The organism is Streptomyces melanosporofaciens (genome assembly GCF_900105695.1).
Classification (GTDB): domain Bacteria; phylum Actinomycetota; class Actinomycetes; order Streptomycetales; family Streptomycetaceae; genus Streptomyces; species Streptomyces antimycoticus.
Window position 1 is genome coordinate 9,696,629 of record NZ_FNST01000002.1, and the last position, 18,797, is coordinate 9,715,425.

General features: G+C 72.2%; 13 protein-coding genes and 4 pseudogenes. 7 read left to right on the forward strand and 10 right to left on the reverse strand.

Going from position 1 to position 18,797, the window contains the following annotated elements:
- Window positions 1-38 precede the first annotated feature (38 nt).
- The 6 genes and pseudogenes from BLV72_RS43915 to BLV72_RS52360 all read left to right on the forward strand — a co-directional run.
- Window positions 39-4,620: pseudogene (locus BLV72_RS43915) on the forward strand (beta-ketoacyl synthase N-terminal-like domain-containing protein).
- On the forward strand, window positions 4,617-4,943 hold the full coding sequence (locus BLV72_RS43920; protein ID WP_208905937.1) for an acyl carrier protein: 327 nt from the start codon (window positions 4,617-4,619) through the stop codon (window positions 4,941-4,943). Before BLV72_RS43915 ends, BLV72_RS43920 begins: the two are co-directional and overlap by 4 nt.
- 3 nt (window positions 4,944-4,946) lie before the next feature.
- Entirely contained in the window at window positions 4,947-5,897 is a 951-nt protein-coding gene (locus BLV72_RS43925) for an alpha/beta fold hydrolase (protein WP_093469487.1), read from the forward strand.
- Window positions 5,894-7,177, forward strand: coding sequence for a glycosyltransferase (locus BLV72_RS43930; protein WP_093469489.1), 1,284 nt, complete (start codon window positions 5,894-5,896; stop codon window positions 7,175-7,177). The genes BLV72_RS43925 and BLV72_RS43930 overlap by 4 nt, the downstream gene beginning before the upstream one ends.
- Window positions 7,174-8,295 carry a class I SAM-dependent methyltransferase gene (locus BLV72_RS43935; RefSeq protein ID WP_093469490.1) on the forward strand — a complete coding sequence of 374 codons (1,122 nt, stop codon included), beginning with the start codon at window positions 7,174-7,176 and terminating at the stop codon, window positions 8,293-8,295. The genes BLV72_RS43930 and BLV72_RS43935 overlap by 4 nt, the downstream gene beginning before the upstream one ends.
- Before the next feature lie 170 nt (window positions 8,296-8,465).
- A pseudogene (locus BLV72_RS52360) lies at window positions 8,466-8,864 on the forward strand (hypothetical protein); the annotation flags it as partial.
- Here BLV72_RS52360 and BLV72_RS43945 read toward each other — a convergent pair.
- From BLV72_RS43945 to BLV72_RS43980, 9 genes and pseudogenes are all read right to left on the reverse strand, one after another.
- A complete protein-coding gene (locus BLV72_RS43945) occupies window positions 8,815-9,123 on the reverse strand; it encodes a hypothetical protein (RefSeq protein ID WP_143059871.1) in 309 nt (102 codons plus the stop codon). The pseudogene BLV72_RS52360 and the gene BLV72_RS43945 overlap by 50 nt on opposite strands.
- A complete protein-coding gene (locus BLV72_RS52365) occupies window positions 9,120-9,701 on the reverse strand; it encodes a hypothetical protein (RefSeq protein ID WP_425288574.1) in 582 nt (193 codons plus the stop codon). Before BLV72_RS52365 ends, BLV72_RS43945 begins: the two co-directional genes overlap by 4 nt.
- A gap of 39 nt (window positions 9,702-9,740) precedes the next feature.
- Entirely contained in the window at window positions 9,741-9,977 is a 237-nt protein-coding gene (locus BLV72_RS52370; protein WP_483153949.1) for a phage tail tube protein, read from the reverse strand.
- 369 nt (window positions 9,978-10,346) lie between these two features.
- On the reverse strand, window positions 10,347-11,141 hold the full coding sequence (locus tag BLV72_RS43960) for an SDR family NAD(P)-dependent oxidoreductase (protein ID WP_093469495.1): 795 nt from the start codon (window positions 11,139-11,141) through the stop codon (window positions 10,347-10,349).
- A gap of 162 nt (window positions 11,142-11,303) precedes the next feature.
- Complete coding sequence (locus BLV72_RS43965; RefSeq protein ID WP_425288568.1) at window positions 11,304-12,833, reverse strand: glycoside hydrolase family 3 C-terminal domain-containing protein; 1,530 nt, start codon at window positions 12,831-12,833, stop codon at window positions 11,304-11,306.
- Between the two features lie 60 nt (window positions 12,834-12,893).
- Window positions 12,894-13,729: pseudogene (locus BLV72_RS52375) on the reverse strand (glycoside hydrolase family 3 protein); the annotation flags it as partial.
- A 234-nt stretch (window positions 13,730-13,963) separates the two neighbouring features.
- Window positions 13,964-14,722: pseudogene (locus BLV72_RS43970) on the reverse strand (GNAT family N-acetyltransferase).
- Between the two features lie 122 nt (window positions 14,723-14,844).
- On the reverse strand, window positions 14,845-15,984 hold the full coding sequence (locus tag BLV72_RS43975) for an amidase domain-containing protein (RefSeq protein WP_093469497.1): 1,140 nt from the start codon (window positions 15,982-15,984) through the stop codon (window positions 14,845-14,847).
- A 185-nt stretch (window positions 15,985-16,169) separates the two neighbouring features.
- Window positions 16,170-17,393 carry a cytochrome P450 gene (locus BLV72_RS43980; RefSeq protein ID WP_093469499.1) on the reverse strand — a complete coding sequence of 408 codons (1,224 nt, stop codon included), beginning with the start codon at window positions 17,391-17,393 and terminating at the stop codon, window positions 16,170-16,172.
- Window positions 17,394-17,568: 175 nt separating this feature from the next.
- Between BLV72_RS43980 and BLV72_RS43985 the strand changes: the two genes are divergently transcribed.
- Window positions 17,569-18,177, forward strand: coding sequence for a TetR/AcrR family transcriptional regulator (locus tag BLV72_RS43985; RefSeq protein WP_093469501.1), 609 nt, complete (start codon window positions 17,569-17,571; stop codon window positions 18,175-18,177).
- A gap of 103 nt (window positions 18,178-18,280) precedes the next feature.
- Here the strand turns inward: BLV72_RS43985 and BLV72_RS43990 are convergent, their stop codons facing one another.
- Entirely contained in the window at window positions 18,281-18,757 is a 477-nt protein-coding gene (locus tag BLV72_RS43990; RefSeq protein ID WP_143059872.1) for a hypothetical protein, read from the reverse strand.
- Window positions 18,758-18,797 lie beyond the last annotated feature (40 nt).

The following is an 18,797-nucleotide window of genomic DNA, read 5'->3' on the forward strand; positions in this document are numbered from 1 at the left end:
AGCAGGCGCACCGGCAGCCGCCGGTGGCCATCGTCGGCATGTCCGTGCTGCTGCCCGGCTCCCCGGACCTGGACACCTACTGGCGCAACCTGGTCGGCGGCGTGGACGCCATCAGCGACGTCCCCGCCGGGCGGTGGGACGCCGGTTTCTATGCCCCGGACGGCGGTGGCGACACGCCCGCGGCGCCCGACCGGGTGTACTGCCGGCGGGGCGGGTTCGTGGACGAGTTCGCCCGGATCGAGGCGGCGCGGTTCGGGATCATGCCGAACTCGGTGGCCGGCACCGAACCCGACCAGCTGATCGCCCTGGGTGTCGCGGCGGCGGCCATCGCCGACGCGGGCGGTGAGGACCGGCTTCCCGACCGGCAGCGGGTGGGCGTGGTGCTGGGCCGGGGCGGCTATCTCACCCCCGGGCTGGTCCGGCTCGACCAGCGGGTGCGCACCGCCCACCAGCTCGTACGGACCCTCGGCGAGCTGCTGCCCGACCTCGAACCCGGCCAACTCGACCTCGTACGGGCCGCGTTCACCGAGCGGCTCGGCCCGGACCGGCCCGAGGCGGCCATCGGCCTGGTGCCCAACCTCGCCGCCTCGCGCATCGCCAACCGGCTCGATCTGCGCGGCCCCGCGTACACCGTGGACGCCGCCTGCGCCTCCTCGCTCGTCGCCGTCGACCAGGCGGTGGGGGAGCTGGCCTCGGGCCGGTGCGATGTGATGCTCGCGGGCGGGGTCCACCACTGCCACGACATCACCCTGTGGAGCGTGTTCTCGCAGCTGCGGGCGCTCTCGCCGAGCCAGCGGATCCGGCCCTTCCACCGCGCGGCCGATGGCCTGCTGATCGGCGAGGGCACCGGTGTGGTCGTCCTCAAGCGGCTCGCCGACGCACTCCGCGACGGCGACCGCGTCTACGCGGTGATCCGCGGCACCGGTGTGGCCTCCGACGGCCGCGCCACCGGTCTGGTCAACCCGGACCCGGACGGTCAGACCCGGGCCGTACGACAGGCGTGGCGGGCCGCGGGCCTCGATCCGCGCGAGCCGGGCGCCATCGGACTGCTGGAGGCGCACGGCACCGCGACGCCCGCCGGGGACGCGGCCGAACTGTCCACGCTGGCCGAGGTGTTCGGCCCCGGTGGCGCGCCGGGTGAGACGGCCGTCATCGGCTCGGTGAAGTCGATGATCGGCCACACCATGCCCGCCGCCGGTGTCGCCGGTCTGGTGAAGGCCGCCCTCGCGGTCCACCACGGCCGACTGTTGCCCACGCTGCACTGCGACGACCCCCATCCGGCGCTGGCGGCCACCCGCTTCTCGGTGCTCGGCGCGGCCGAGCCCTGGGAGGCGCCCGTACGGCGCGCCGCCGTGAACGCCTTCGGATTCGGCGGGATCAACGCCCATGTGGTGCTGGAGCAGCCGCCGGTGCCGGTGGCGCCGCGCGCCACGACCGTCGTCGTCGAACCGGAGCGGGTGCTGGCGCTGGCCGCGGACACCCCGGAGCGGCTGGCCGAGCTGCTGGCGGCGGACGACGTGTCCGTACGGACGACGGTGACGGGGCGGGACGCCCGTACCCGGCTGGGCATCGTCGACCCCACCGCCAAACGGCTCGCGCTCGCCCGGCGCATGGTGGCCAAGGGCCGCCCCTGGCGTGGCCGCAACGACATCTGGTTCACCCCCGCGCCACTGCTCGGCGCGGGCCCGGCGGCCACGGGGAAGACTGTCACGGGCAAGGCGGCCACGGGAAAGCTCGCCTTCGTCTTCCCCGGCCTCGAAGCCGAGTTCGTCCCCCGGGTGGACGGCGTCGCCGAGTACTTCGGGCTCTCCCGCCCCGCCGGGGACCGCTTCGGCGAGGCGGCCCGCGTGGGCGACATCGGCCGCCATGGCGTCGGTGTCTTCGGCGTCGGACGGCTGCTGGACGCGGCGTTGCGGCGGATGGGAGTCGTACCGGACGCGGTGGCCGGGCACAGCGTGGGCGAGTGGACCGCGCTGGCCGTGGGCGGCCTCTACGCGGGCGAGGAGGTCGACGCCTTCCTCGATTCGTTCGACCCCGACGCGCTGCGGGTGCCCGGCCTGGCCTTCGCCGTCCTCGGCGCCGGTGCGCCACGGGTGCTCGCGGAGCTGGCGGCGCGGTCGGACGGCCGGATCGTGCTCTCGCACGACAACGCGCCCGGTCAGTCGATGGTGTGCGGGCCGCGCGACGATGTCGAGGAGTTCGTCCGGGCCATGCGCGCGGAGCGGGTGATCGCGCAGCTCCTGCCCTTCCAGTCCGGTTTCCACACCCCGATGCTGGCGCCCTACCTCGACCCCATCCGGGCCGTGACAGAACGCTTCGAGCTGCTCCTGCCGCCGAGGATCCCCGTCTGGTCCGGGACGACCGCCGCACCGTATCCGGCGACCGAGGCGGAGGTACGCGAGCTGTTCATCCGCCACCTGCTGGAGCCGGTGCGTTTCCGACTGCTGACCGAGTCCCTGTACGAGGCGGGCTTCCGCGCGTTCGTCCAGGTGGGAACGGGCCAACTGGGGTCGCTCATCGGCGATACGCTGCACGGCCGCGACCACCTGGTGGTGGCAGCCAACTCCCCCCACCGCGACGGCGTGTCCCAGCTCCGCCGCGTGGCCACGGCCCTGTGGACGGAGGGAGCGGAGGTGGATCCGGCACTGCGAAGCGAGGCTGAAGCCTCGCGGGCGAAACCAGCGCTTCCTCCGGTACGGCTGGACCTGAACGGTTCACTGGTCTCGCTCAGCGAACCGAGGCTGAGCGCATTGCGTGATGAGCTATCGCGAGTGGTGCCCGGGGGAGCGGGGCCGCGCCGTGGCGGTTGGTCGCCGTCGCCGGGTGCGGGTCGAGTGGTGCCCACCCGTTCCGCCCCGCGGAACGATTGCCCACCACCGTTGTGGGAGGCCGAACTACTCGCCCTGCTCGACGAGACCGCCACCACCGCGACAGCGGTCATCGCGGCAAGCCGCCCACCGACCCCGCGCACCCACGGTCTGCAGGTCTCCACCGAGACCATGCCCTACCTCCATGACCACTGCTTCTTCCCCCAACGCCCCGGCTGGCCCGATGAGTCGGACAGCTGGCCCGTGGTCCCGGCCACCACGATCGTCCAGCACCTCATGGACGCGGCGGAGCACACAGCGGCGGAACGCACAGTGGCAGTACACACAGCGGCGGAGCACACGGCCGGAGGCCCCGTGGCCGTCGCCGTCCACGGCGCCCGCTTCGACCAGTGGGTGACGGCGGCACCGCCCAGCACCGTCCCCGTCACCGCGATTCCCACCTCGGCGGGCCACTACACCGTCACCTTCGGCCGCAGCGCCCGCGCCACCGTGGAAGTCGCTGCCCACCACCCCACGACCCGTCCCACCCCCTGGCCCACCGACCCCGCCACCGAGCGCACGCCCGACCACACCGCACAGCTCGTCTACGCCGAGCGCTGGATGTTCCACGGCCCGGCCTTCCAGGGGCTCACCGCGCTCACCGCGATCGGCGAGTCGCATATTCGTGGCACGCTCACCACACCCCCGCGCCCGGAGCGCTGCTGGACAACGTCGGACAGCTCCTCGGCTACTGGATCATGGCGACCCGCACCGAACGGACCGTGGTCTTCCCGGTCGGCATGCGTCTGATGCGTTTCTTCGGTCCGCATCCGAACCCCGGCACACCGGTGGAGTGCCTGATCAGGATCACCTCGCTCACCGATACCGCCCTGGAGGCCGATGCCCAGCTGCTGATCGGCGGTGAGGTGTGGGCGGAGCTGTCCGGCTGGCAGGACCGCCGGTTCGACAACCACCCCGACACCCGCCCCGTGGAGCGCTTCCCGCAGCGCAACACGCTGTCCCGGCCCCAGCCCGGCGGCTGGCTCCTGCTCCATGAGCGATGGCCCGATCTGGCCTCCCGCGACCTGATCATGCGTAACCACCTGGGCAGCGACGAGCGCACCGCCTATGAGCACCAGCCGCCACGCGCCCGCAGACAGTGGCTGCTGGGCAGGATCGCGGCCAAGGACGCCGTACGGCGATGGCTCTGGGACCACGGCGAAGGCCCGGTCTTCCCCGCCGAGATCGGGATACGCGACGACGCCCAGGGGCGTCCGTACGCCATCGGCGTCCACGGCCGGACCCTGCCCGAACTGGCCCTCTCGCTGGCACACCGGGCGGAGGCCGGGGTCGCCCTCGTGGTGCCGCGCGGAGCACACGGGGCCCCGGGCCCCGGTATCGCCCTCGAAGAAGTCGCCCACCGCGACGACCACGCCCTCGCGGCCGCCTTCGGCCGGGCCGAGCGGGTACTCCTCGCGGCCGCGACGGCCGGGGGCGGTGAATCGCTTGCCCGCTGGGCCGCCACCTACCGGGCCGCGAAGGAGGCGGTCGCAGCGGCGGAGGGCACCGCCCTGCACGACCGGCCACACGCCCTCACCATCGCCGGGGTACTGCCGGGAGCCGATCAGCCCGACGGGGCACCGGCCCGGCTCATCGTCGAGGTGGCGGCCACCGCCCCGGGCAGCGCCCATGCCGCTACCAGGTCCACTGCAGCACCATCGCCAACCCGCCCGGACTGCCGGACAGGGACTACGCCGTGGCCTGGACGACCGGCCCGGACCACCAGGAACAGGACGAGGAGAGCGACCAGTGACCACCGTCAATCAGACCGTCCCGGCACCCCCCGCCGACGCACCGGCCGTGCTCGCGGAGATATCCGGGATGCTCCGGACGATGCTCGACGAATACGGCCTCGACGATATCGAGGTCACCATGGAGACCCGCTTCACCGAGGATCTGGAGCTGGAGAGCATCGACCTGGTGGCGCTGGCCGGCAGCCTGGAGGCCCGGTACGGCAGACAGGTCAACTTCGCCGAGTTCGTGGCGGGCCTGGAGCTCGACGAAATCATCGACCTCGCCGTGGGGCAGCTCGTCGAGTATGTCGTGCGGTGCCTCAGGGCGGCCGGGGAGAGCTGACCCATGGCGATGATCGACACCGGTCGCGACACCTGTGACGGCGCGGGCAGCGGCACAGGCAGCGGTACGGGCGACGACGCGGACCCCGCCACGGATCACGGCGGTCCGTATACCGGGCCCGACGGCGTCCGACTGCATGTCCAGCGGCTGTCCCCGCCCGATGGCCGTCCGCCCGCCGCCACCGCCGTGCTCATCCATGGTCTGCTCACCGACTCCCTCGCCAGCTGGTACTTCACGGTGGCCCCGGACCTCGCCGCCGCCGGACTGGAGGTGGTGATGTACGACCAGCGGGGACACGGCCGCAGCGAGCGCCCCGGCTCCGGATACCGGTTGGACACGTTCGTCACCGATCTGGAGCGGCTGCTCGACCGGCTGGACATCACCGGGCCGGTCCACCTGGTGGGCAACTGCTTCGGCGGAACGGTGGCGTTCGCCTACGCCATGCGCCATCCGGAGCGGGTGGCGGGGATCGCGGTGATCGAGGCGAAGCCCGCCACCGAGAGCTGGCTGACCGAGATCAGCGGGATCCTCCGGCGCGTCGTGGCCGAACTGGTCGTCCATGAGGCCGAGTCGCTGGCCTGGGTCAGCGCCCACCGGGGCGCCCACACCGCACGGCTGGCCAAGTCGGCCGCCCGACTGGTCCGAACGACCACCATCGCCGAGGACGTGCCGGAGAGCCGGGTGGTGAGCGAGGAGCAGGTCGGCGCGGTGCGCTGCCCGGTGCTGGCCGTCTACGGCGCCGATTCCGAACTCGCGGGGCAGGGGCGGTGGCTGGAGTCGGTACTGCCCGGCACCCGGACCGTCGTCCTGCCGGGACAGGGGCATTCGGTCCTCGCCGAGGCGCCCACGCGCATCCGCGAACTGCTGCTGTCCTGGATCCACGGGGGCGAGCCGGACACCGGCGCCCCGGCGGCGGATGCGGCCCTGGAAGCCCGGGAGGCCGATGCCTCATGAGCGACCCCAGCAGATCGCAGGCAGCCCCACCCCACGTACCCCGCCGCTTTCTCTTCGTCGTGCCGCCGCTGGTCGGCCACGTCAACCCCACCCTCGGCGTCGCGGCCGAACTCACCGCCCGGGGACACCAGGTGGCCTGGGCCGGGATGCCCGAGGTCGTCGGGCGGCTGACCGGGCAGGGCGCGACGGTCTACCGCTGTGCCGGGCCGGTGCTGGGCGAGGGCGGGGCGGGCCGGCCACCGGACGTTCGCGGCCCGGCCGCGCTGAGGTTCCTGTGGGAGCGGTTCCTGGTGCCGCTCGCCGAGGCCATGGCCCCGGGCGTCGCCAAGGCCATCGAGGAGTTCCGCCCCGATGTGGTGATCGCCGACCAGCAGACCGTGGCCGGCGGACTGGTGGCCGAACGGCTCGGGGTGCGCTGGGCCACATCCGCCACCACCTCGGCGGAGTTCACGGGCGCGCTGGACGGTCTGCCCAAGATCGATGCCTGGCTGGACGGGCAGATGGACGAGGTGCGGGGCCGGATCGGCGATCCGGAGAGCACGGCCGATCCCCGGTTCTCACCGGATCTGGTCCTGGCCTTCACCACCGAGGAGCTGGCCGGACGGCCGGCCCGGGCGGGCGATCGCATCCGTTACGTGGGCCCGTCGATCGCCGAGCGGCCGGCCACGACGGACTTCCCCTGGGAGTGGCTGGACCCCGAGCGCCCGGCCGTCCTGGTCACGCTCGGCACCGCGAACACCGATGCCGGGGCGCGCTTCCTCACCGAGTGCCGGGAGGCCGTACGGGCCCGGGCCGGTCGTTTCCAGACGGTCATCGTCGACCCGGAGGGCGTACGCACCCCGGACGCCCCCGATACCCCGGACGCCCCCGACACCCCGGACGACAAGGACGTCCTGGTGTGCCGCTACGTCCCTCAACTCCCCCTTCTGGAACGGATGAGCGCGGTGGTGTGCCACGCGGGCCACAACACGGTCTGCGAAACCCTGTGGCACGGCGTTCCGCTCGTCGTGGCCCCCATCCGGGACGACCAGCCGGTGGTGGCCGCGCAGGTGGTCGACGCGGGCGCGGGCGTCCGCGTCAGGTTCGGCCGGGCGAGGGCGGCCGGGCTCGGCGAGGCGCTGGACACCGTTCTGTACGAGCCGGGGTACCGCATCGCCGCCGAGCGCGTCGGGGCCTCGTTCCGAGCGGCGGGCGGCGCCACCGCGGCGGCCGGACACCTCGAAGCGCTGGCCGAGAAGACCGGTGGCCATGCCACGCCGACTCCCGAGGGGGACCGATGAGCCGCACGTCCGACGCACCACGTACGCCCGCGAAGCCGTCGCGCGCCGAGACCGTCGCCGCGCTGCGCCCCCGCTACCAGGCCGATCTGGCGCGGGGCACCGGGCGGTTCTTCGAACCGCGCCGTACCGACTGCCCGTGGTGCGGCTCGACGCGGCTGAAGCGGCGGCTGCGCACCAGGGACCGCTACCAGAGCAAGCCGGGCCGCTTCGCGCTCGACGCGTGTGCGGACTGCCGCCACGTGTTCCAGAACCCCAGGCTGAACGGCGACGGCCTGGAGTTCTACTACCGCGACTTCTACGACGGGATGGGGGAGATCGAACTCGGCAACCTCTTCGCCGGGCGGGACAAGGTCTACCGGCGGCGCGCGATGTTCCAGGACCCCTCCGCCGAGCCCCCGAAGACCTGGCTCGATGTCGGCACCGGACACGGCCACTTCCCCGCGGTGGCCCGTACCGTCTTCCCCGGCACCCGCTTCGACGGACTGGACTTCACCGACGGCGTCGAGCTGGCCGAGCGGACGGGGCGCGTAGACCGGGGCATCCGTGGCAGCTTCCCCGAGCTGGCCGAGGAGCGCCTGGCCGGGGGCTACGACGTGGTCAGCATGTTCCACTATCTGGAGCACAGCACCGATCCCCGCGACGAACTCCGCGCGGCCCGGCGGGCGCTGCGCCCCGGTGGCCATCTGCTGATCGAGGTGCCCGATCCGGAGTGCTGGTTCGCCCGGCTGCTCGGCCGTTTCTGGCTGCCCTGGCTCCAGCCCCAGCATCTGCACTTCCTGCCGGTGGCGAACCTCCGGAAGGAACTTGACGCGCTCGGCTTCACCGTCATCGCCGAGGAGCACCGCGAACCGTCCGACACGGTCGATCTGCTGGGCGCCGTATGGCTGTCCGTGAACGCGGTCATCCCGCCCGATGACGCCCCTTCGCTGCCGCGACCGCCCGGCCGGGCGCGCTGGCTGTTGCGCTGTGCGCTGCTGCTCGCGGCCGTCCCCGCGCTGATCCTCGCGACCACCCTGGACCGGGTGCTGCTCAAGCCGTTGGCGGGGCGGGGAAAGATATCCAACGCCTATCGGGTGGTGGCCCGGTGCGATGCCCCGGCCCGTCCCGGCCCCCGCTGAGGCGCCCCCGCTGACATGCCCCCCGGGTCCCGCTCCGGGGCCCGGGGGAGGGGTGATGCACGGCGAAGTGGAGGCCGAGGGGGCCACAGGCTGCGCGCGGCCGGAGGGCTGCGCCCGCCGCGCTGGCCTTCCTGCTGTCGGCCCCGGCCATCAACCCGATCGTGCTGGTCGCGACCTATGTGGTCGGCCCGATGGTGGACCCGAAGCTCATCGCCCTGCGGTCCGGCACCTTCGGGCGCGCGTTCTCGCTCGGCGCGGTGAGCGCCGCCCGCGACGGCCACCCCGTCGGGGTCGGACGTGAGGGGCCCGTAGCCGTGCCGTCGGGCCGCGGCGTGCGCATCGAGTTGGCCGACTTGTCGACATCGCCCTTGACGCGGCCGACGGCGGAGATCGCCTGCGTCGCGGTACGGGCGAATCGGGAGACGCTGGTATCGGTCTGGCCCACGGTGCTGCGCAGGCCGCGGAAGCCGGAGACGGATCGGTTGAGCGCTTGTGCCAGTGACATGGGCGGCCTCCTCCTCAGCCGAGAGCCCGGACGAGACCGTTCAGGCGTCGTTCCAGCTCGTTGATGGCCTGGCTCGCCTCATTGATGTCCCGCACGTTCGACACCCGCCCGGCCGGTGTGGGGCCACGGGCGTAGCTCGCGGCCGTGCGCTGCCGCCGGAGGGCGGCCTCCGCCTTCTGCAGCGCGTCCTTGCCCCTTCGCAGGGCTTGCCGGCTGTCCCGCTCGGCCTTCTCGGCGATCGTGCGGACGGAGGTGGTCTCCGCGCGGACGCGGAGGATCGTCCGGGCCAGTGAGGTCCGGGTCGCCGCCACCCGCTGCTTCACGGCGGTGACGGACGACTTGATGCCGTGCCACTGTCTCTGGATCCCCGCCCAGAAGCGGTCGAGCCAGCTCTACGCGGTGGCCTCGGCGCACTTCGCCGCCTCTTCACAGTTCCCCACGGTCCCTCCCAGCGGACTCGAACGGAATGACTCAGCCGAAGAACCGGGCCAGCTCCGCCGCGGTCGGTGCGTGCTCGGCGGCGGGCGGGCCGTCGGAGGTATCGGCGGCCTCGGCCCCGGACGAGGCACCGGTACCGGCGCCTCCGGGGGTCCGCGTACTCGTCGCGGTTGGCCGACGCGAACATCCCGTTGGCGATCACCAAGTGGTCCACGACCGCGGCCAGCAGATGGGCCGTCAGCCCCCACTCCGCGGCCTCGCCCTCCCGCGTCCGTACGAACGCCGAGAGGAGGGCGAGCAGCCCGTCCAGGTCGTTGTCCTCGAGCTCGGCCAGCGTGTGCGCTGAGCGGCGGGGGATCTCGGTGGGCAGGGAGAACGTCTCCCCGTCCACCTCGAAGTCCCAGGTCAGGCCCAGCGCTTCCAGGCGCTGGGCGCGGGCGGCGTTGACGTCGAACGCGGCCATGGCGGCGGCTCCTTCGCGATCGACGTGGCGGGGTGGGGGTCAGGGGCCGGCGAACGCCGGGTCGTTCATCAGCCAGGTGGCCAGCGGGGTGTCGTTGTCCACGGCCAGTGCCGTGAAGGTGACCCCGGGCCGGACCGCGGCGGTGCGGGTGAGCTGGAGCTCCTCGGTCTCGGTGACCTGGCCGCGGCGGAGGACGAACCGGTACGTGATGACATCGCGGTGTCCCGAGGGTGCCCGAGCAGCGCCGCGCCATTCCGCTGACCTCGTCCAGCAAATGGCGCATCAGCGACGGGTCGGTCTCGACCCGTTCCAGCAGCGGTGTCGGAGACCCGCAGGCGTAACGGCTCCGAGGGCCCGTGGCGGTCGGCGCCTCCCCCGCTGTCGGCCGAGGCCGGGACGGTGCGGGGAGGGCGTCGACTCCGCCTGGAGCTCGGGGAATCGCCGTCTCAGAACGGTGATCCAGTGGCTCGCTCTGATGCGGTCGGGATGCGCAAGTGCGTCATTGCGAAACAGACCCCCAGGTTGTCTGCTTCTTCGCTCCCCAGGGACCCCCGGTCCACGCGGAAGGGTTCCCACCGGAAGGGCGCGCGGAAGCAGGGGGCCGGGGGCGCCGAAGCAGGCATCAGGAAGGCGCTGGGGTGGGTGTCAGGGGAGGATCGAGTCGACGTAGCCGCCGTCGGCACGCACGGCTCCGCCGGTGGTGGCCGAGGCGAGCGGCGAGCTGAGGTAGACCGCCATGTTGGCGATCTCCTCGGGCTCGATCAGCCGCTGGATCAGCGACTGCGGCCGGTACTTGGCCATGAACTCCCGCTGGGCCTCCTCCCAGGGCAGCTCCGGGTCCACCAGTTCGTACACGAAGTCCTCGACGCCGCCGGTGTGGGTCGGCCCGGCGATCAGCGAGTTGACGGTGACGCCCGTACCGGCGGCCTCCTTGGCGAAGCCGCGGGTGACCGCGAGCAGCGCGGTCTTCGACATCCCGTAGTGGATCATCTCTGCCGGGATGACGACGGCGGAGTCACTGGCCACGTTCAGGATCCGGCCCCATGCGCGGTCCTTCATCCCGGGCAGCAGGCTCCGGATCATCCGGACGGAGGCCAGGACGTTCACCTCGAAATAGCGCCGCCACTCGTCGTCGCTGATCTCCAGCGCCGGAGTGGCCCCGAAGATGCCGAGGTTGTTGACCAGGACATCGACGTCCGGCACGGCGCCGGTGACCTCGCGGGCGCCGTCCTCGGACGTGATGTCGCCGGGGGCGGGGATGAACGAGCCGCCCTCCGTGTCCTCCTCCAGCTTCTGGATGGCGGCCTCGACGGACTCCTGCCGGCGCCCGTTGACGGCGACTCGGGCGCCCGCCCGCGCCAGGCCGGCGGCGATGGCGAATCCAATGCCCTGAGTGGAGCCGGTGACCAGGGCGGTCCTACCGGAAAGGTCGATCTGCACGGCGCTCCTTCATCGATGCCTTAATGCTTGCGTGCGCCATTAGTTGCACACGCGCCATACTAGCGTAGTCATCCTCTGCGAAGGCGGCCACGGCCGACGAGACTTCGGCCACGGTGGACGAGACTTCGGCCACGGCCGACGGGGCTTCCGGCCACGACCGGCCTAGGCCCCGTGGCGGACCTCGATCTGTCCCCGCAGCCGCGGATCGCGGGAGGAGGAGCCCACTTCCACGGTCCGGCGCCCGGTGCCCGGCATCCAGCCATGGCGTTCGGTGTCCCACGAGGACAGCGTCCGGGCGGACACCCGCACGGTCACCTGCCGCGCCTCACCGGGCCTCAGATGGACCCGCCGGAATCCGGCCAGGGCGCGCTCGGCCTGGTCGAGCGGCAGCTCGGGGGAGGGCCCCACATACACCTGGGCCACCTCCGCCCCGGCCCGCCGCCCGGTGTTGCGCACGGTGAAGACCGCCTCCAGCCCGCTTCCGCGTCTTCGCAGCCGCAGCCCGGTATAGGCGAAGGTGGTGTACGACAGGCCGTGGCCGAAGGGGAAGAGCGGCCGCACGCCCTCGGCGTCGTACCAGCGATAGCCGACCCGGATGCCCTCGGAGTACTCCTCACGGCCGTTCACCCCGGGATAGCGCCGGGGGTCCTCGGCCATCGGATGGTGGTCGTCGGAGACGGGGAAGGTCTGGGTGAGCCGCCCGCTGGGGTTGGCGTCGCCGAAGAGCAGGGCGGTGGTGGCGGTGGCACCCTCCTGGCCCGGGTAGTACATCTGGAGGACGGCGCCGGTGTGGTCCAGCCAGGGCATCGAGGTGCACGAGGAGGTGTTGAGGACCACGGTGGTGCGCGGATTGGCCTTGGTGACGGCGGTGATCAGCGCGTTCTGATGGCCGGGCAGGGCGATGGTGGTGCGGTCCCTGCCCTCGGTGGCGTCCTCATGGGCGAAGAGCACCACGCTGTGCGCGGCGCGGGCGGCGCGCACGGCCTGGGCGACATCGGCGGCGCGAGTGGCGGAGGTGGTGCGGCGCAGCCGGAAGGTCAGCGCCTCTCCACCGCCCTTGGCGGTGACCTTCAGCCGGTGCTTCCCCGCCGTCAGCGCGACGGCCGCCCGGCGCACGGCGAGTCCGTCCGGGGCGGCGCTGAGAAAGCCACCGGTGAAGTACTCGCCCAAGCCGGGCCGGAACGGGAACAGCTCCGCGCCGTCCAGCAGGACCTTCGGGCGGCCGGCGGGCGGGCCATTGAAGTGCAGGACGAACGTCCACTCATCGGCCTCGGCGACGGTGAGGGTGCCGTCGAAGCTCCAGCTCTTCCCCGCCGCCACCTTCCGCTCCTCCAGCCCGGTGGCCGGGGAGAGCGCGGCGGCCGGGAGCTCCTTGCCGAACACGTCCTCGCCCAGGGCGTACGCCACCCGGGCCCCCTTCCCGGCGCGCTCGCGCATCGCCTCCAGCGGGCTCGCGGCGTGGTCGGGGACCACATGGGCGCTGCCGCCGCCACTGACGAAGGGGATGGAGCCGGCGGGCCCGACGACGGCGATCGACCGGACGGCGGGCCCGGTCAGCGGCAGTGTTCCGTGCTCATTGCGCAGCAGGATGCCGCCCGCCGTCGCGACCTTCAGCGCGGTGCGCGCCCCGGCCCCGGGGTCCCGGCCTGGCCGCGGCGGGGCGCCGCCGTCCAGCAGGCCGAAGCGGTCCATGACGGTCAGGACGCGACCGACCGCGCGGTCCACCTCGGCCTCCGGTACGGTCCCGTCGGCCACCGCCCTGAGCAGGGCGTCGCCGAAGTACTTGCCGTCGGGCATCTCCATGTCCAGCCCGGCGCCGAGGGCCGCCGCGGTGCTGTGGGCGGCGTGCCAGTCGGTCATCACCCAGCCGTCGAAGCCCCAGTCCTTGCGCAACACGCCCGTCAGCAGCGGCTCGCTCTCACCGGCGAAGGCCCCGTTGACCTTGTTGTACGCGCCCATGACCGCCCCCGCGCCCGCCCGTACGGCCGCCTCGAAGCCGGGCAGCTCCGTCTCCCGCATCGTCCGCTCGTCGACGACGACATCGATCGATTCCCGCTCGTACTCCTGGTTGTTCAGGGCGAAGTGTTTGACGGTGGCGATCAGGCCCTCGCCCTGGATGCCGCGGACCTCCTCGGCCACCAGCTCGGAGGCGAGCAGGGGTCCTCGCCGAAGGTCTCGAAGTTGCGCCCGGCATACGGGGTGCGGATGAGATTGACCATGGGGGAGAGCAGCACATCCTGGCCCAGCGCGCGGCCCTCGCGCCCGATGGTGCGCCCGTACTCCCGCGCCAGGGCCGGGTCGAACGCGGAGGCGAGCAGCACCGGCGCGGGCAACGCGGTGGCCCGCCGGGCGACCCGTACGCCCGCGGGTCCGTCGGCGAGCCGCAGCGGGGGAATGCCGAGCCGGGGGACACCGGGGTGTAGCCCGCCTGCCCGAGGCTGTGGGGATCCTTCGCGCCGTGCAGCAGCGAGACCTTCTCCTCGAGCGTCATCCGGCCGATGAGTGTGTCCACCCGGGAGGCGGGGCCGCGTGCGGGACCGGGCGTGGATCGGGGGCCGGAAACGGGATCGGCCGCGAACGCCGGCCAGCCGCTTCCACCGGTGGCGGCGACGGCCACCGCCCCTCCCAGGAAGGACAGGGCGGAACGTCGTGACAGGGCGCCCGGCATGGCGTCACTCCATCTCTCGCGGCTCGAAGACGTGTGTGTACGCAGGCGTGCTGACATTGCTTCGGTGTCCGTCGGGTGAACACCGTGCGGACATCACATCACGGGGTCGGCCGCTCGCCGGTGTGCGCCGGGTTTCGGGATCGAGGTGTCGGGCTCAGTGCGCGGCGATCCGCGCGGCCACGCAGAGGTCCTCGTTGCGGTAGCCGAGGCGGGTGTAGAGCCGTTCGGCGGGGCGTTGCCGGCGAGCTGCCACAGTGTGCAGAAGCCGTGCCGGCGTACGGCGTACCGGGTGAGCCACGAGGTCAGCGCGGCGCCGAGGCCCTGGCCGCGCTGCCGGGCGTCGGTCGCCACGGACGCCATCAGCGGGGCGCCGCTGTCCCGCAGGCTGCTCAGGGCGCCGCAGGCCACCAGCCGCCCGTCCTCGTCCCGGATCCCGGCCCACAGGCTGATACCGGAGGAGCCGGGGCCGGTCGAATGGCCCGGGCTGTGCTCCCGGAGGAAGGCCAGCAGCTCCTCGTGGTGGCGTTCGCCGAGCTCGACCACCCGCTCCTCACCCGGATGGACGGGCGGCTCCTCCGGTGTCCAGCGGAAGACCCACTCGACCACATCGGCGATCGGCAGATGGCGGGCGACCAGGGTGTCGGTGCCGCGGGGGCCCGTGAACTCCTTCACATCGTTGGGAAGGCGCTGTGCCGCGCCCAGCACCAGTCCGGCGGCGGCCACCGGCTTCCCGACACTCCACACATGGCCCGGGCGCCGTCGAGCCAGGCCACGGCCCCGGGCCGGACCAGCTGAGCCGGTCGGCCGGGCGTCGGCGCGCCGCGCCGAAACGCAGCAGGGCGGAGCCCGGGCGGTCCTCCAGGCCCTGGGTGAACAGATCCGCGGTGCGGGGAGGGAACGTCGTGGACTGCATCACTTTCGGAAGGGTGAGGAGAAGGGGAGGGGCGGTCCACTGTGACATACCGTCCCGGGCCGGGGCAAATGCGGTGGACCCCGCCCGGGAGGGGCGGGGTCCACGGTCACGGGGAGGTCCGATCAGGTGCGGTAGGCGTAGTAGGCCGAGGTCGGGTACGACGCGATGATGCTGGCCACGGACTTCCGGTAGGTGTTGACCGAGTGGTAGGTCAGATACGGGACCCCGCTGGAGCTCCGGTAGGTGACGACCATGGTGTGGTCCTTGGACCCGTCCTTGTCGAAGTCCATCTGCATGACGTCGCCGACGCCCATGTAGTAGACGTTCGCCAGGTTGGTGGCGCGCTTGGAGTCCAGCGTGAACCACGACCACTCGTTGGCGCCCACCCAGGACGTCGACTGGTACGAGGTGTCGTACCACCAGCTGCGGTAGTCGTCGGCGTCGCCGGACTTGTTGGCCCAGCCGCCCGCCTTCAGGGCCTGGCTGACGAAGTTGGTGCAGTCGCCACCGGCCTCGTTGAACTTCCGGTAGGCGGGGTTGTAGTTCTGCCAGTACTTCTCGGCGTACGAGGCCATCGCCGCGTAGTTGTAGCTTCCCGCGGGCTTCGTCTGCGGCCGGGACGGTACCGAGATGGCGGCGGGCGTCGCATCGGGCAGGGCCGTCGTCCTGGCCTCCGCCGCCGGCGCCGTGGCGGGCTCGTTGACCGCCAGCGGGCCGTCGTCGGTCGAGGTGAGGCCGGTCAGCTGCCACTTTCCGTCCGCGGTGGCGGCGAAGCTCAGCCGGTGGTGCGCCTGGAAGCCGGTCGTCGCGGGCTCGTCGCCGCGTATCTTCTTGTAGGCCAGCGTCGTGGTCTCGGTGGCCTGGACGGTGGCGTGCCCGGCCTCGACCCGCACCCGGTCCACCGCCACCCGGGTGTCGGCGGATGTGTACGCCTCGCCCAGGGACGCGAGCCGCGCCTTGCGGGTGCGCAGCGCGGACAGCGCGGTGTCCTCGGTCCGGGTCTGGCCGGCCGACAGACGGACGTTCTGCTCGGCGAGCGGGGCGGCGCGCCGCACCGACTGCTCGGTGTCCAGCAGCGCCGCCGTGCGCTGGGTCAGCACCGCGTCGGCCAGGCGCCCGAAGGACTGTGCGGTCGCGGTGTCCACGGTGCCGGCCGCCGCCGGGCTCTCCGCCGCGCTCGCGGCGGAGGCGGGCAGGACCACGGCGGACAGGGCCGCCGTCAGCACGGCCCCCACGGCGGATCTGAAGGTCGTTGACTTCACGTGTATTTCCCCTCCACACCCCCGGCCCGGACGGACCGGGGTCACCGAATCATCACATGAACTCCGTGTGCGTGGAGGTCATGTGATGATTTCGGCTGTGCGGAGACCGGGCCCTCCCGGTGCCGTGTGTGGAGGCCGGATCGTGCCCGGCGCCGTGTGTGGAGACCGGATCCCGCCCGGCGTTGTCACCAGGTGACGGGCAGCTCATGGGCTCCGTAGATGATCATGTCGCTGCGCATCCGGACCTCCTCCGGGGGCACGGCGAGCCGCAGCCCCGGGAACCGGCGGATCAGTCCGCGGTAGCCCGACACCAGCTCGATCCTGGCCAGATGCTGCCCGAGACACTGATGGATGCCGTATCCGAAGGCCAGATGGCTGCTGCGGGGACGCCCGACGTCGAGCGTGTCCGGGTCGTCCACCAGTGCCGGGTCCCGGTTGACCGCCGGGACGGAGACGGCCACGGACTGGCCCGCCTTGATGGTGACACCGCCGACGACCACGTCCTCCAGCGCGATGCGGACGGGGAAGGCGTTGACGATGCTGAGGTAGCGCAGCAGCTCCTCGACGGCCGTCGGAAGGAGCGACTCGTCGGCCCGCAGCCGCTCGAACTGCTCGGGCCGGCGCAGCAGCGCGAAGGTGCCGAGGCTGAGCATATTGGTGGTGGTCTCGTGGCCGGCGATCAGCAGCAGCCCCGCGATACCGCCGATCTCCACGTCATTGAGCTCGTCGACGGCGGTCAGCAGGGAGATCAGATCGTCCTGCGGCTCCTTGCGCTTGGCCTCGACCAGTGTGCGCAGGAAGTCGTCGAGTGCGGTCTTCCCGGCGACGAACTCCTCATCGGTGCGGTCCTGGCGGAGCAGCCGCGCGGCGACGGTCTGGAAGAACTCCCGCTCCTCGTACGGCACACCGAGCATCTCGCAGATCACCAGTGAGGGGATGGGCAGGGCGAAGTGCCGCACCAGATCGGCCGGTTTACCGGCCGCCTCCAGCGCGTCCAGCTGGTTGGCAACGATGTCTTCGACGCGCGCTTCCAGCTCGCGCATCCGCCGCACCGTGAAGTACCGCGTGAGCTGCCCCCGGTAACGGCCGTGCTCCGGCGCGTCCATGGCCAGGAATGACCCCGCCCCGCTGCTGCGGTCCCGGCGGACCGACTCGGGGACCTTCCGCATCGTGTCGTCGCCACGCCAGCGCTCGGCGCTGAACCGGGAATCCCGCAGCACCTCCCGCGCCTCGTGATACCCGGTCACCAGCCAGCCGGCGCTGCCGCCGGCGAACCTCAGCGGGCTGATCGGGGGCCCGGTGAGCAGCGCACGTGCCGGGTTGACGTAATCGTCCCGCTCGTTCGGATACGAAGGGAGGTCGTGGAGGTCTCGGAGGTCGTCATGGGTCGTGGGCATCGGAGCGTTCACGATGGCTCTCCTTCGTGATTCCTCGAACTTTCCGGGGGCGAACGTCCCGGAGCCGTCGGCCGCGGCTTTCAGTAGGGAACGCTACCGATAGGGTTCCCTACTGAACAGAGGGACGGATCGGCTACCGTACGGATCTGGCCAGGTTTCCGAACAACTGGGGGAGAGGGGCACACCGATGCCGCCGCAGCGGTCAAAGACCGTGGAAGCGCTGATCGTCGGGGCGGAGCGGGCGTTCTCCGAACGCGGCTTCCACGGGGCCTCGATCGGATACATCTGCCAGTGCGCGGGCAGGACCACCGGGGCCTTCTACTCCAATTACGACAGCAAGCTGAAGCTCTTCCTCGATGTCTTCCGGCGGCACAGCGACCGCACCGCCGACTACATCCAGGAGCGGATCGCCGAGATGGACACCGGACGGGATCTGGCCCCCCAGCTCGCCCGGACCTTCGCCGAGATCTTCAACGGTGAGCACCTGGACACCCGGTGGGTCTTCATCCACCTCGAATTCCGGCTGATGGCGCTCCGGGACGGCGATGCCGCCGCCGCACTGGTGGAACACGAGAAGAGGTTCAGCCGCCGCATCGGCACCATGCTGGACGGGCTGTTCGATCGGGCCGGCCACCGGCCTGCCCTGCGCGGCACCGAACTGGCCACGCTGCTCGGCGCGATGACACGCGGCATCAAACTGGACCGGGGCATCTACGCGATGGGCGGTGTCGACGACCCGCTCTCGGCCGACCAGGTGGCGAGCGCGCTGGAGGGCCTGTTCCGCTCGGTGGACTGAGCCCGCGGCCACGTCATGCGCGTCGTCCTCCGCTCGGCCACCGCGGCCGTGGGGAGGCCACCGCGGCTGTTGCCCGCCCGCGGTGGCCTGCGCGAGCCCGAGGTCAGCCCGCCCGGCGGAAGCTGTCGACCGGACCGCCGAAGCCGCCCTCGGGTCCCTTCCAGTTGATCGCCAGGGCGTCGTCGCCCTTCATCCCCACAGCCCCCTCGCCTCGGCCGCCGTCGCTGCCGCCCTTGCACGACAGGGTCAGGGAAGGCTCGTCCTCGCCGCCCTTCTGGCCGGACTTCAGCGTGCCGGTGCAGTCGAGCTTCGGCCCCTTCGCCGTGACCTTGCCGTCCGCGATGGTGAGGGTCGCCAGGGCGTCGTCGGACTTCGCCGCCACGATGGACTTCCAGGACCCGGCCGAACGCTCGATGATCGTGCCCTGGGCCGCCGGGCTCGAACTCGGCGACCGCTGGGCGGTCTGGGTGGCTTCGCCGCTCGGCTTCGATTCCTTCTTCCCGTCGTCACTGTCTCCGCAGCCGCTGACGACAAGACCGACGATGACCGAAGTGACCGCCATGTGCACTGCCTTGCGCACGTGAACTCCTTTTCCCCGTTCAATTGGGCACGTCAACCTA